Origin of the sequence: Thauera sp. 63 (assembly GCF_000310165.2) — a bacterium.
Taxonomy (GTDB): Bacteria; Pseudomonadota; Gammaproteobacteria; order Burkholderiales; family Rhodocyclaceae; genus Thauera; species Thauera humireducens.
The window spans coordinates 14,984-28,648 of record NZ_AMXC01000010.1; the positions used below are offsets into that span (position 1 = coordinate 14,984).

The 13,665-nt window shown below is 65.4% G+C and carries 7 protein-coding genes; 4 read left to right on the forward strand and 3 right to left on the reverse strand.

Annotated features, from left to right (window positions below; genetic code table 11):
- On the forward strand, nt 1-2,697 hold the full coding sequence (locus C664_RS10595) for a DEAD/DEAH box helicase (protein WP_004259290.1): 2,697 nt from the start codon (nt 1-3) through the stop codon (nt 2,695-2,697).
- 784 nt (nt 2,698-3,481) lie between these two features.
- On the opposite strand, the gene C664_RS10605 is transcribed toward C664_RS10595, so the two are convergent.
- The 3 genes from C664_RS10605 to C664_RS10615 all read right to left on the reverse strand — a co-directional run bounded on the left by C664_RS10605 (nt 3,482) and on the right by C664_RS10615 (nt 8,459).
- A complete protein-coding gene (locus C664_RS10605; protein WP_038011581.1) occupies nt 3,482-6,355 on the reverse strand; it encodes an adenosylcobalamin-dependent ribonucleoside-diphosphate reductase in 2,874 nt (957 codons plus the stop codon).
- 197 nt (nt 6,356-6,552) lie between these two features.
- On the reverse strand, nt 6,553-7,425 hold the full coding sequence (locus C664_RS10610) for an HDOD domain-containing protein (protein WP_004259297.1): 873 nt from the start codon (nt 7,423-7,425) through the stop codon (nt 6,553-6,555).
- A gap of 26 nt (nt 7,426-7,451) precedes the next feature.
- Nucleotides 7,452-8,459 (reverse strand): cation diffusion facilitator family transporter, encoded by a 1,008-nt coding sequence (locus C664_RS10615; RefSeq protein WP_004259300.1) that lies wholly within the window; start codon nt 8,457-8,459, stop codon nt 7,452-7,454.
- Between the two features lie 208 nt (nt 8,460-8,667).
- On the opposite strand from C664_RS10615, the gene dsrO reads away from it, so the two are divergent.
- From dsrO to C664_RS10630, 3 genes are read left to right on the forward strand one after another with little or no spacing between them, the layout of a single operon-like run.
- Nucleotides 8,668-9,420 carry a sulfate reduction electron transfer complex DsrMKJOP subunit DsrO gene (gene dsrO, locus C664_RS10620; protein ID WP_004259302.1) on the forward strand — a complete coding sequence of 251 codons (753 nt, stop codon included), beginning with the start codon at nt 8,668-8,670 and terminating at the stop codon, nt 9,418-9,420.
- A gap of 22 nt (nt 9,421-9,442) precedes the next feature.
- Nucleotides 9,443-10,540: an NrfD/PsrC family molybdoenzyme membrane anchor subunit gene (nrfD, locus tag C664_RS10625; RefSeq protein WP_004259304.1), complete on the forward strand. Its 1,098-nt coding sequence runs from the start codon at nt 9,443-9,445 to the stop codon at nt 10,538-10,540.
- Between the two features lie 25 nt (nt 10,541-10,565).
- On the forward strand, nt 10,566-13,664 hold the full coding sequence (locus C664_RS10630) for a molybdopterin dinucleotide binding domain-containing protein (protein ID WP_004259306.1): 3,099 nt from the start codon (nt 10,566-10,568) through the stop codon (nt 13,662-13,664).
- Nucleotide 13,665 lies beyond the last annotated feature (1 nt).

Sequence of the window (13,665 nt, forward strand, 5' to 3'; positions counted from 1 at the left end):
ATGTTCGAACTGAAGAAGTACCAACGCGATGTTCTGCGTGCCCTAGAGGCGTTCCTCACCCGTTGCCGGAACGTGCCCATCGAGCAAGCTTATCGGGAGAGCTTGGCTGAGCAGCAGCGCAGCGAGCCGTACCACGATCTTTTTCCTGAGGTGCCCTGCGTCTGCCTGCGGGTCCCTACAGGCGGGGGCAAAACGGTCCTCGCTGCGCATGCGGTCTCGCTCGCTGGCAAGGCAACGCAGGATACCGATGCACCTGTCGCCCTATGGCTGACGCCATCCGACACGATCCGCACCCAGACCCTCGAAGCCCTTGCAAACGCGAGGCATCCTTACCGGCAGGCGCTGGCACAGCACTTCGGTGATCGCATTCAGGTCTGTGATCTCACGAGCCTGCAGACGATCAGCCCGCACGATGTCGGTAAGTCATGCATCGTGATCGTGACCACCATCCAGTCGCTCAACGTGTCAGACACCAGTACGAGGAACGTCTATGCGTTCTTTGAAGAGCTGGCGGAGCACTTTAGAGATCTGCCTGGGGTGCTTGCTGATCGGCTGGAGAAGGTCACGGAGGCTGACTTGGCCAGGCAGCCTTTCCTGACTGCCAGAGACGTAGGCAGGGTGAAGTACTCGGTAGCCAACTGGTTGAACCTACATCGGCCCTTGGTCATCATCGACGAGGCCCATAACAACCGAACCGACCGGTTTTTCAAGACGATTGGCCGGCTCAACCCCAGTTGTATTGTCGAGATGACGGCCACGCCGGTTCCTGGCAACAACGTGCTCTATTCCGTTGGCGCGCAAGAACTGCGGGCTGAGCAGATGATCAAGCTCCCCATCGTCCTCGCCGAGCACCCCGAGGGGTGGCGCGAGTGCCTGCGGGATGCGGTTCTTACCCGAGATGGGCTGGAACTCGTTGCGCTCAAGGAAGAGGAGTACGTGCGGCCTATCGTCCTGGTGCAAGCCATGCCAAAGGGCGGAGAGGCGACAGTCGATGTGGTTCGTCAGCACCTGATCGACGAGGAGAAGATTCCGGAGGAGCAGATCGCGGTTGCCACGGGGGCACAGAAAGAGCTCGATGGCATCAACCTTTTCGACCGTGCGTGCCCGGTGCGCTACGTCATCACGGTCGAGGCTCTCAAGGAAGGGTGGGATTGCTCGTTTGCGTACGTGCTTTCGAGCCTCCAGTCAGTGAACTCGGCCAAGGATGTCGAGCAGCTGCTTGGGCGTGTGCTCCGCATGCCTTATGCCAAGGATCGCAGTCAGGAGGCGTTGAATAAGGCTTACGCGCATATCGTTGCCACAAACTTCGCGGAGGCCGCCAGCAATCTCAAGGATCGTCTGGTTCAGAACATGGGCTTCGAGCGCCTGGATACGGCCTCGCTGCTTGTGCCGCAGCAACCGCTTCCGCTGATCGGTGGAGAGGGGGCTCACCCCGCACCTCAATCCCTTGTTGTCCCTGACTGCCATATCGAGCTTCCAGCCGTGCCTGATACGCAGCACTGGCCTGCAGAGCTCCGCGATAAGGTGGAGATTCACCCCACCTCCCAGGGTGCTACGGCGGTAATACGTGGAGCGGTGGATCACGAGACACTGAAGCAGGCGGAGACGTTTCTTGTAGCTGCGGTGGCTCCTCGTGCCCGCCAACGTGTCGCGCAGCAGTTCGCCGATCATCGGGCGCTGCGGCAAGCGATGCGCGCGCCGGCACAGCTCGGGATCTCGTTTGCCCCTATCCCCCAGCTGTGCTTGAACCTCGAAGGGTATCTGGAGCTTGTGGAGAAGGACACCCTGGCCAGCCTGGGGGACTGGAACCTGCTCGACTTCCCGGTACAGCTGGCGGGTTTTAGCATCCACGAGACCGTCAATTCGTTCGAGATCGACGTGGCAGGAGAGAGGGTCAAGTTCCGGCACGTCGATGCCCTTCAGCTCAAGCTCAATGAGGTGGCGAGCCACGTCAGCGAGCAGGATCTTGTCCGCTGGCTCGACGGAGAGGTGCGAAAGCCCTATTTGTCGCAACTTCAGCTTCAGGCTTACCTGACCAAGATGCTGGCTCACCTCATGCACGACCGGGGGTTCAGTCTCACCGCACTGGTCCGCGCACGCTTCCAACTTGCCCAGGCTGTGTCCGCCGAGATCGAGCGCCTTCGCCAGACGGCGATTCAGCAAGGTTTCCAGGGCCGGTTGTTTGAGATGAGCGTGCCGCCCTTGGAAGAGACGGCTCGGTACAGCTTCACGTTTGAGCCTGGGAAGTACCCCGCGAGGAATCTCTATCAAGGCAGCTACGAGTTCAGCAAGCACTTCTACCCGGTGATCCACGACCTTCGGGAGAAGACTGCCTCCGGCCAGCAGGCGGAGGAGTTCCGGTGCGCAATGGCGCTCGATATCCACCCGAAGGTGAGGCACTGGGTGCGAAACATCGAGCGACAAGAGCAGTTCTCGTTCTGGCTGCCGACCGCGACGGACTACTTCTACCCGGACTTCGTGGCTGAGTTGGAGGACGGCCGCATCTTGGTCGTTGAGTACAAGGGGGAGGTCTACCGCACGAACGACGACTCGCGGGAGAAGAAGCAAGTCGGCCACCAGTGGGAGAAGTCCAGTGGCGGCCGATGCTTGTTCCTCTTCGCCGTTGATCGCGACGATCAAGGAAGGGATGTGTTTAGGCAACTGGATGAGAAGCTTAGCTCGGTTGTTCTGCGCTAAGGTGAGTCACATCTCTTGATTCTGGAAGCATTAAATGATTATTAATAGTTATGGCTAATAAGTACTATTTCGAGATTTTTCTGTCGTTCGTCCTGGTCTTTGCTTGTGCGGCCAATGCGATCTCCGCCCCAGTTACTTGGGACACGCAGATGACGGTGTTTAACCGTGTATTCAAGCCGCACCCGAAGTGTTTGCAGGGGAGCATGTCTGAGATGGAGTGCTCGAACTTCAGGGCGAGAGCTCTCAAGCGCTTCCAGATGGAGTGGTCAGCGAACGCCTACTGGCAGAACGGCAGAGTGATTGCAAACGAAACTGCTGATAGGCGCGTAAACTCGGAGTTCCCGCGATAGTTTTGCCTCCTCCGATGACAGTTTCTTGTCAGACTGGGGTGCTCGGATACATCCCATTGTCATCACTGGTGTGCTCGGGCAGGGAGTTTTCTTGCCTCTGAGGAAAGCTGAATTGCTTGAGTAGCTCGATCTTTTCTACCAGTTTCATGAAAGGTAGGTGCCCACTACGGCCACCTGGCCGTTGTGCGAACGCAGTTACGATTCGTGAGTACTCCTGCGTTTCGATGTTGGCGCATCGTAGCTCCTTGATCGCTGGCCAAGCAGCCAACGAACGCATCAGGAAAAAGGCCCGGCTCCAATGGAGTCGGGCCTTTTGAGAATAGCTTGCGGCTGAGTCGCAGCTTATGCGGGGCTTAGTCGCAGCTTATGGAGGGGAAGTCGCAGCTTATGCTGTAACCCACAGGCTTGCCCCCGATTCAGCCCTGATCCCGGAATCAGCCGCAGGTCCCCACTGCACCGCAGGCCGTGCAGAAGTCGCAACCGTCCTTGCGGATCACCGTGTGGTTGCCGCATTCGGTGCACAGCGCGCCCTGCATCAGCTTGGGCTCGTTGTCGTCACGCGGCGACTCGAGAATGCCCATCTCGCGCGTCGGATAGCCCTTTTCATCCAGCACGCCGAGCATGGCATAGCGGTGGATGATGAGCTGCGCCAGATAGGCCACGGTGCTGGGCCAGTTCTGCTGGCGGCGGGTGCCGGGCACGAAGGCCATGAAGTCGCCCAGCGGCTCGGGGTAGTCGAGCAACTTGCGCAGCTTCATGCCGATCCAGGCCGGATCCATGACGCGCATGTCGAGCGACAGGATGCGGGTCAGGCCGTCCAGGGCGCGCGGGTAGTTGCCCGACAGCCACACCGAGTACGGGCGGGTGACGCCGTCCGGCAGCGTGATTTCCTTCAGGCCGAGCACGAAGTCTTCACTGGTGGCCGGGTTGTAGATGTCCACCGTCCACGACAGCGTGCCATCGGTGCCGGTCTTGGGCTCTTCAAGGCTGAACAGGGTGTCGAGCACACCGTTGCTCTCGTCTTCCTTGTCGAACACGCCGAGCTTCTCGCAGCGGTAGTTGACGACCTGGGCGAAGGCCGACACCACGCCGGGCACCAGCTTCTTCTCGCCGTGCGGCGGGAAGGGCATCTCGAACGAGCGCTCGCCGACGGTGCGGGCCAGGGTGTCGAGCTTGAGCTTGAGCCAGGCGCGGTCGTTGGCGCGCATGTCCATCGACAGGGTCTTGGCCACCGCACCCAGGCCGCGCGGCTGGTCGGCGCCGTTCACCCACACTTCGAATGGGAAGGTGCCGCCATTGGTGCCGAACTGGCCGACGAACAGCGCGAAGTCGCCGGTCGGGGTGTTGAGCATGTAGGTCCAGGCCATGTTGCCGTCCGGCATCTCGGGGCGGCCGGGCCAGCGCAGGCTGGACAGCACCGGGGCGGGCAGGCTCTTGATCGACAGGCGCTTGTTGGCGTCGACGATCTCGACGTCGTGCGGCTGCTTCTGCTCGGCGGTCGGGGTCACCGACAGTACGGAGCCCAGCACGTTGTTGGGGCGGTAGGTGGCGAGGCCCTTCAGGCCGGCCTTCCAAGCGGTGAGGTAGAGGTCCTCGAACTCCGCGTACGGGTAGTCCTCGGGCACGTTCACCGTCTTGGAGATGGATGTGTCGATGTAGGGCGCGACCGCGGCGACCATGTCCTTGTGCGCCTGCGCGGAGATCTCCAGCGCGGTGACGAAGGATTCCGGCAGCTTGTCCACGTTGCCACCGAGGTGGCGGTACAGGCGCCACGCGTAGTCCTCGACCGCATACTCCTTGAAGGTGCCGTCGGCCATGCGCTTGCGGCGGGTGTAGGTGTAGGAGAAGGGCGGCTCGATGCCGTTGGAAGCGTTGTCGGCGAAGGCCAGGCTGATGGTGCCGGTGGGCGCGATCGACAGCAGGTGCGAGTTGCGGATGCCGTTCTTGCGGATCTTGTCCTTCACCTCGGCCGGCAGGCGCGAGGCGAAGTTGCCGCCAGACAGGTACAGGTCGGCGTTGAACAGCGGGAAGGCGCCGCGCTCCTTGGCCAGGTCGGACGAGGCCAGGTAGGCGCGGTTGCGCATGAACTCGGAGATCTTGCGTGCTTCCTCGCGCGCTTCGGGCGTGTCGTAGCGCTTGCCGAGCATGATCAGCGCGTCACCCAGGCCGGTGAAGCCCAGACCCACGCGGCGCTTGGATTGCGCTTCGGCGTGCTGTTGCGCGAGCGGCCAGTGGGTCGCTTCGAGCACGTTGTCGAGCATGCGGATGGAGACGTCGACCACCTTGCCGAAGCCGGCGTAGTCGAACTCGGCCTTGTCGGTGAACGGGTTCTTGACGAAGGGCGTGAGGTTGATCGAGCCCAGGCAGCAGCAGCCGTAGGGCGGCAGCGGCTGTTCGGCGCAGGGGTTGGTGGCCTCGATGGTCTCGCAGTAGTACAGGTTGTTGTCCTGGTTCATGCGGTCGAGGAACAGGATGCCCGGCTCGGCGTGGTCGTAGGTCGAGCGCATGACCTGGTCCCACAGTTCGCGCGCGCGCACCTTGCGGTACACCCACAGGCCGTCGTCGCGCTGGTAGGCGCCGGCGTCCTTCAGTTCTTCGGTGGGCTCGGCCTTGTGCACCAGCTCGACGTCACCGTCGGCCTCGACGGCCTGCATGAAGGGGTCGGTGACGCCGACCGAGATGTTGAAGTTGGTGAGGTCGCCTTCGTCCTTGGCGTGGATGAATTCCTCGATGTCCGGATGGTCGCAGCGCAGCACGCCCATCTGCGCGCCGCGGCGGGCGCCGGCCGATTCGACCGTTTCGCACGAGCGGTCGAACACGCGCATGTAGGACACCGGGCCGGAGGCGTTGGAGGCCGTGCCCTTGACCAGCGCGCCCTTCGGACGGATCGACGAGAAGTCGTAACCCACGCCGCCACCGCGGCGCATGGTTTCGGCGGCCTGGGCCAGCGCGGTGTAGATGCCGGGACGGCCATCGACGGCTTCGGTCACCGAGTCGCCGACCGGCTGCACGAAGCAGTTGATCAGCGTGGCGGCCAGCGTGGTGCCCGCGGCACTGTTGATGCGGCCGGCGGGCACGAAGCCCTTTTCCTGCGCCTCGAGGAACTTCGCCTCCCAGTGGGCGCGCTTGTCTTCGGCCTCGATCGCGGCAAGGGCACGCGCGACGCGCTGGCGCACCTGCGCAACGGTCTGCTCGTCGCCCTTGGCATATTTCTCGATGAGGACTTCGCCCGAGATTTCCTGCATTGCCAGGTTGGCGGCGGTGGGCTTGACGTTGCCTTGGGTGGGTGCGCTGGTGGTCTCGCTCATGGTCTTTTTCTTCATCCGTGGGTAGTTCAGAAAACGGACTGAAGAATAGCGCCTAAACCGCGTTAGCGCAAAAAAATAAAATGCTTTAAAAACAGTCGCTTAATTGTTTCTTTTGTGTTGCATTTAAAAAAATAATACTAGATGTAGTAGCAACAGGCGGCCCGTTTTTTGTACGAAAACCCAGTGTTCTCGCGGGTTTAGAGGTCTCTGGTGACCTGGCGGGGGGCAGACGGGAAGAACAGGGACAGGTAGGCCGCGAGGTTCAGTTCGGCCTCCTCGCGCACTGCGGCGATGCATTCCGCATCGAGTCCGAGCAGGTCCCACACGGTCTGGTCGATGCGGGCGCCGACCTGTTCGCTCGACTCGCCGAGCCTATCCGCGGCGACGATGTGGCTGGCCAGGTTGAGTGCTGCGGCGTCGGCGGCGTGTTCTCCGCCGAGCCGCGGCAGCGTCTGCGCACCGATGGCTTCGGCGAAGGCTCGGGGCACCCGCCACTGGTCCATCAGCGTCGCGCCGACCTCGGCGAAGTCGCAGCCGACGACCCGCCTTTCGACGTGGTGCAGGGGCTCCCCGCCTTGCCCGGCAATCGTGCGGGCCTCCGCGGCCAGTTCCGGCGCGGTCTGGAACAGCACGAGGTGGCCGATGTCGGCCAGCAGGCCCATCACGAAACTGCGTTCCGCCGCGACCGCGCCCGTCCGTTGTGCGATGGCGTGGGACGCCAGCGCACACAGCACGCTCTCGCGCCAGAAGCGGTTCATGTCCAGCTGCGCAGGGCGGATGCCTGCGAACACCGCATGCAGCGACATCGCCAGCACGAGGTCGTGAACCTGCTGCAGGCCAAGGATCTGCACCGCGCGCACGACGTTGTCGATCTCGCCCCGATAGCCGTACATCGCGCTGTTGACCAGGCGCAGCAGCCGGGCAGTGAGGGCCGGGTCGGCCGAGACCAGGCGCGCGACCTCGAACACCGATCCGTCCGGCGACTCCAGTTGCTCGCGCACGCGTTCGTATACCGTCGGCAGCGAGGTCAGGGCTTCGATCTGGCTGACCAGTTCCTGGGCTGAATGCATGGAGGACTCCTGTTGCGTAGCGCCGATTATCCGTGATCGACCCTGGCGCTGGAATTGCGGGGCGTGAACACGAGCGGGACGGCGGGGGGCAGTTCGGGCTGCAGGGTGACGTGCTCGATGGCGAAGCGCGCGTGCAGCAGCGCCCGTTCCGCATCCAGCACGGCCTGCCATGGCTGTTCGCCACTGAGCAGGATGTGGGCCGACAGCGCAGTGCGGCGCGAATCCAGGCTCCAGATGTGGAGGTCATGGACCGAGCGCACGCCGGGCACGGCCGCCATGCTGCGGCCCACTTCGGGCAGCGACAGGCCGTCGGGCACGCCTTCGAGCAGGGTATGCAGCACGTTGCGCAGCAGCGACAGCGTGGAGAACAGGATCAGGCCGCAGATCAGCATGGTCAGCAGCGGATCGATCGGCGTCCAGCCGGTGAACTGGATGACGAGGCCGGAGCCGAGCGCCGCCACCGAGCCGAGCAGGTCACCCATCACATGCAGCAGCGCGCCGCGGGTGTTGAGGTCGCCTTCGCCGCGGGTCAGCAGCCAGGCGACGGCGAGGTTGAGCACGAGGCCGCCCAGCGCCACCAGCGTCACCATCTCGCCGGCGATCTCGCGTGGCTCGAGCAGCCGAAGCACCGCCTGCCACAGCAGCAGGGCCACCACGGCGAGCATGAACAGGCTGTTGGCCAGCGCTGCGAGCGCCTCGACCCGACGCAGGCCATAGGAGTGGCGCGGACCCGTCGGGCGCAGCGCAATGCGCGCCGCAATCGCGGCCAGCCCGAGCGACAGCGCGTCGGTGACCATGTGTCCGGCGTCGCCCAGCAGCGCCAGCGAACCCGACCACCAGCCCGCCAGCGCCTCGACTGCGGCGAAGCCGAGCGTCAGCGCGAGCGCCAGCGGCAGGTAGCGGCTGGCGGCGTGGTCGTGATGGTGATGGCCGTGCCCATGTCCGCCATGCCCGTGTTCGTGGTCGTGCGCATGGTCGTGCGCGTGGGAATGGTCGTGATCGTGATGGTGTCGCGGTTCGTGCGTCGCTGCCATGCGTTGCGGTTCCTCTTGCGGATGACGCGATTATGCGGCGCGTGGCCGGTCGTGACACGCGGCGGGCGCGGCGGCGGGCAGGAGGGCATCGGGCAAGGGGAGGCGCAATAGGTAAAACCATCTAGCGCGCTGCCTCATTTCCCCAATTTCTGTAGGGACATCGGAGGCCTAGAGTGGCAACCACGCCAATGGCACCTGGAGTCCCGTCATGAAGTCCCGTTCCGAATCCCCTGCAATCCCGGCCTCGCCCTCGCGCCGTGCCTTCCTGCGCGGCGTGCCGGTGGTCACCGCTGCTGCGGCGATCGCGCCCACGCCGGCGATCGCCAGCACCGGCAAGCACCAGTGGGCGATGCTGATCGACGTGCGCAAGTGCATCGGCTGCCAGGCCTGCACCGTGTCCTGCATCCAGGAGAACGCGGTGCCCGAGGGCAGCTTCCGCACCGTCGTGTCGACCTACAGCGTCAAGCTCACCGACAGCGCCCAGCCCGCCGGCACCTACGTGCTGCCGCGCCTGTGCAACCATTGCGACAACCCGCCGTGCATCCCGGTGTGCCCGGTGAGCGCCACCTACAAGCGCGAGGACGGCATCGTCGCCGTCGATGGCGACCGCTGCGTGGGCTGCGCCTACTGCGTGCAGGCCTGTCCCTACGACGCGCGCTTCATCAACCACGAGACCAACAAGGCCGACAAATGCACCTTCTGCGCGCACCGCGTGGATGCCGGCCTGTTGCCCGCCTGCGTCGAGACCTGTGTCGGCGGCGCGCGCATCTTCGGCGACATCAACGACCCCGACGGCGAGCTTGCCCGCCGCCTGAAGGACGCGCAGCCGCAGTTGAAGGTGCTCAAGCCCGAGCTCGAGACCGCGCCGCGGGTGTTCTACATCGGCCTCGACGAACGCTTCACCGGCAAGGTCGAAGGCGAGGGCACGCTGTGGAAGCCCCGCAACCTGCCGCACGCCTGAACCGCACGCGAGGAGATCCATCATGAACCCGAACATCGTCGAAACCATCAACGTCGCGCGTGAAGTCGCGTGGCTGCCGTGGGCGGTGCAGTACTTCTTCCTCATCGGCCTGTCCTACGGCGCCTTCCTGCTGTCGCTGCCGGGCGTCGTCTTCCGCCGTCCGGGCTGGGCGGGCATCTCGCGCCTGGCGCTGCTCGGTGCGCTGGTGTGCGGCCTGGCCGCGCCGGTGGCATTGCTGGCCGACCTCCACCAGCCGGGCCGCTTCTGGCATTTCTATGCCTACTTCACGCCGACCTCTTGGATGTCGTGGGGGGCGTTCTTCATCCCGGTGTATCTGGTCGGCTTGCTGACCTACGCCTGGCTGGCCTTGCGTCCTGACCTGGCGCGCCATGCCGCCGCCAGCGGCAAGCTGGCAGCTGTGGCCGGCCTGCTCGCCTATGGCGGGCATGAAAGCCGCGGTGCGCTGAAGGCCGCGGCCCTGCTGGCCCTGGTCGGTGCCACGCTGGTGGCGTTGTACACGGGGGCCGAAGTGGCCGTGGTGCAGGCGCGTCCGCTGTGGAACACGCCGCTGCTGCCGGTCCAGTTCGTCGTGACCGCGCTGGCCGGTGCCGCCGGTCTGGCGCTGCTGTTCAACCGCTACAGCGCCCGCAACCCGGCGAGCACCCGCAGCCTGGCGCATGTGCTGGCAGCGACCCAGCTCGTTGCGCTGGCCATCGGTGCGCTGTGGCTGGCGCTGGGACTGTCCGGCGTCTCGCCGGTCCATGCCCGGGCGCTGGCTGAAGTCGGCCCCTCGGCCAACTGGCAGCTGTCCGCCGCATGGGCGGTCGCTGCGACCGTGCTGACCCTGCTGCTGGCGTGGAAGCGCCCCGGCTCCGGCCTGCTGATCGGCCTGCTGGCACTGCATTCGGCCTGGATGATGCGCTGGTCCATCTTCATCGGCGGCCAGGAAGTGCCCAAGACCGGCGCCGGCTACTACAGCTACTCGCTGCCGCTCGGCCCCGAAGGCCTGATGGGCATCGTCGGTACCGCCGGGTTGTGCGTCTTCCTCTTCGTCCTCATCACCACCTTGCTGCCGCTCGACCGCCTCGCAGCCGGTTCCACCGACAAGGCCGGCGCCTGAGCGTGCGCGACCAAGGAGAAGCATCATGAAAATCGAACGTCGTGAAATCATCGCCGCCGGCGGCCTGGCTGCCTTCGCCGCCGGCTTCTCGCAGACCCTCGGCCGCATGGTGGCCAACTTCACCGGTCCCGAAGAAGAGAAGATCGCCGAGGGCCGCCACATCCACGGCCGCTCGGCCGCGCCGGAATACACCGTTGATCCGGTCACCGGCGAGCTCACACCCAACCCCGATCAGCAGGTCAGCTACACCGCCTGTCTGGGCTGCACCACGTTGTGCGGCGTTCGGGTGCGCGTCGACAAGCCCACCGGCAACATCATCCGTGTCAGCGGCAACCCCTACAGCCCGCTATCGACCGATCCGCATCTGCCGATGAAGGCCTCGGTCAAGGAAAGCCTGATCGCCCTGTCGCGCTTCCAGGACAAGGGCCTGGCGGGGCGCTCGACCGCCTGCGGTCGCGGCAATGCGGCGATGGACCAGATGAATTCGCCCTTCCGCGTGCTGACGCCGCTCAAACGCGTCGGCCCGCGCAATTCCGGCCAGTGGCAGCCGATTTCCTTCGAGCAGCTGGTGAAGGAGGTCGTCGAGGGCGGCGACCTGTTCGGCGAAGGCCATGTCGAGGGGCTGGCCGCGTTGCGCGACCTGAAGACGCCGATCGACGCCGACGCGCCCGAACTGGGGCCGCGGGTGAATCAGGTCGGCGTGCTGACCAGCGTCAACGACGGCCGCGAGGCCTTCAGCCGGCGCTTCTGGAACAAGGCCTACGGCACGCTCAACCATGTCGGTCACGGCTCGTACTGCGGCGGCGCCTACCGTTCCGGCTCGGGCGCCCTGTTCGGCGACCTCAAGGCCATGCCGCATGCCAAGCCCGATCTGTCGAATGCCGAGTTCGTGCTCTTCATCGGCACGGCGCCGGGTAACGCCGGCAACCCGTTCAAGATCACCGGCGCCAAGCTTGCCAAGGGGCGCAGCGAAGGCACGCTGGACTACGTGGTGATCGATCCGGTCCTGAACAACTCCAATAACCTGGCGGCCGGCGACCGCGGGCGCTGGGTGCCGATCCGCCCGGGCACCGACGGTGCACTGGTGATGGGCATGATGCGCTGGATGTTCGACAACGACCGGGTCAATACCGCCTATCTCGCCCATCCGAACCAGAAGGCGGCCGAAGCCGGCGGCGAACCGTCCTTCACCAACGCGAGCTGGCTGGTGATCGTGCAGGACGGGCATCCGCGCCAGGGCCGTTTCCTGCGCGGCTCGGATATCGGCATGACGGTGGCCGAGGCCGAGCGCTACAAGGACGCCGATCCCTACCTGGTGCTGGGTGCCGACGGCCAGCCGGTCCCGGCCGGCACGGCGACCGGCCCGGCGCCGCTGGAAGCGAACGGCGCGACCGTGATGCTGGGCGACAAGCCGGTGCTGCTGAAGACCGCGTTCGACCTGCTGCGCGAATCGGCACGCACGCAAACGATTGCCGAATACGCGGCGATCTGCGGCATTCCGGAGGAGATCATCGTCGGCCTTGCGGACGAATTCACCCGCCACGGCCGCAAGGCGAGCGCGGTGGCGCATGGTGGCATGATGGCAGGCAACGGCTTCTACAACGCCTACGCGGTGGTGACGCTCAATGCCCTGATCGGCAACCTGAACTACAAGGGCGGCTTCGTCATCAACGGCGGCGGCTTCAAGGATGCCGGTGCCGGTCCGCGCTACGACCTCGACGGTTTCCCCGGCCAGATCAAGCCTTCGGGCACGCCGCTGGGGCGCAACGTGGCTTACGAGCGCTCGGCCGAATTTGCCCGCCGCAAGGCCGAGGGCAAGGCCTACCCGGCGCGCGACGCCTGGTTCCCCAACGCCCCGGGCCTGGGCACCGAATGGTTCACCGGTGCGCTGCGCGGCTACCCCTACAACCTGAAGGCGCTGATCCTGTGGAGCTGCAACCCGATGTACGGCATCACCGGCATCCGGCCGCTGATCGAAGCGGGACTGGCCGATCCGAAGCAGCTGCCGCTGATCATCTCGGTCGATCCGTTGATCAACGAGAGCAACGCCTTTGCCGACTACATCGTGCCGGATTCGATCATGTACGAGAGCTGGGGCTGGGCGGCGCCGTGGAACGGTGTCCCGACCAAGGCCAGCACCGCGCGCTGGCCGGTGGTGGAGCCCAAGGCGGCGAAGGCGGCCGACGGCCAGCCGGTGGGCATGGAGACCTTCTACATCGCGCTCGCCAAGGCCATGGGCCTGCCGGGTTTCGGTCCGGAAGGGCTGGCCGACATGGACGGCAATCGCCTGCCGCTGGAATGCCCGGAAGACTGGTACCTGCGCGGCGGTGCCAACGTCGCCTTCGCCGGTAAGGCGCCGGTGGGCGATGCGAGCGACGAGGACCTGGCGCTGTCGGGGGTGGAGCGCATCCGCCCGGCGCTGGAGTCGGTGCTCAAGCCCGAGGAATGGCGCAAGGTGGCCTTCCTGTTCACCCGCGGCGGACGCTACCAGCCCGCCGGCGAGGCGCAGGACCCGGAACGCCCGGACTGGCAGGTGCACCGCTTCACCAAGCCGCTGTGGCTGTGGAACGACAACATCGGTGGCAGCCGCAACACGCTCACCGGCAAGCGCTTCACCGGCTGCGCGACCTGGCAGCCGCCGGCCTTCTTCGACGGTACGCCGGTGCGTGCGCTGCACACCGAGGCGGACTGGCCGCTGCAGATCGTCAGCTACAAGTCGCCGCTGCAGAACTCCTACAGCATCGCTACCCGCATCACCGGCCTGCACCCGGACAACCCGGTCATCGTGCATCCCGACGACGCGGCCCGGCTGGGCCTGCAGACCGGCGACAGCGCGCGCATCCGCACCCCGGGTGGGGCGGCCGAGTGCACCGTGATCGTGCATGAAGGCGTGATGCGCGGCGTGATGGCGATCGAGCACGGCTACGGCCACCGCGAACTGGGCGCGCGCGCCCATCGCATTGGCGATCAGTCGCAGCCCGACCGTCCGGACCTGCGCACCGGCATCAACCTTAACGATCTGGGCCTCAGCGACCCCACGCGGAACAACGAGGGCGTGTGGGTGGATGCGATCTCCGGCACGGCCGTGCGCCAGGGGATCCCCGCGCGCCTCGAGCGCGTCTGAG

Excerpts from the sequence above, each read along its gene's own strand:
- C664_RS10595 (WP_004259290.1), top strand. The coding sequence starts at position 1 with ATGTTCGAACTGAAGAAGTACCAACGCGATGTTCTGCGTGCCCTAGAG.
- C664_RS10605 (WP_038011581.1), bottom strand. The coding sequence starts at position 6,355 with ATGAGCGAGACCACCAGCGCACCCACCCAAGGCAACGTCAAGCCCACC.
- C664_RS10610 (WP_004259297.1), bottom strand. The coding sequence starts at position 7,425 with ATGCATTCAGCCCAGGAACTGGTCAGCCAGATCGAAGCCCTGACCTCG.
- C664_RS10615 (WP_004259300.1), bottom strand. The coding sequence starts at position 8,459 with ATGGCAGCGACGCACGAACCGCGACACCATCACGATCACGACCATTCC.
- dsrO (WP_004259302.1), top strand. The coding sequence starts at position 8,668 with ATGAAGTCCCGTTCCGAATCCCCTGCAATCCCGGCCTCGCCCTCGCGC.
- nrfD (WP_004259304.1), top strand. The coding sequence starts at position 9,443 with ATGAACCCGAACATCGTCGAAACCATCAACGTCGCGCGTGAAGTCGCG.
- C664_RS10630 (WP_004259306.1), top strand. The coding sequence starts at position 10,566 with ATGAAAATCGAACGTCGTGAAATCATCGCCGCCGGCGGCCTGGCTGCC.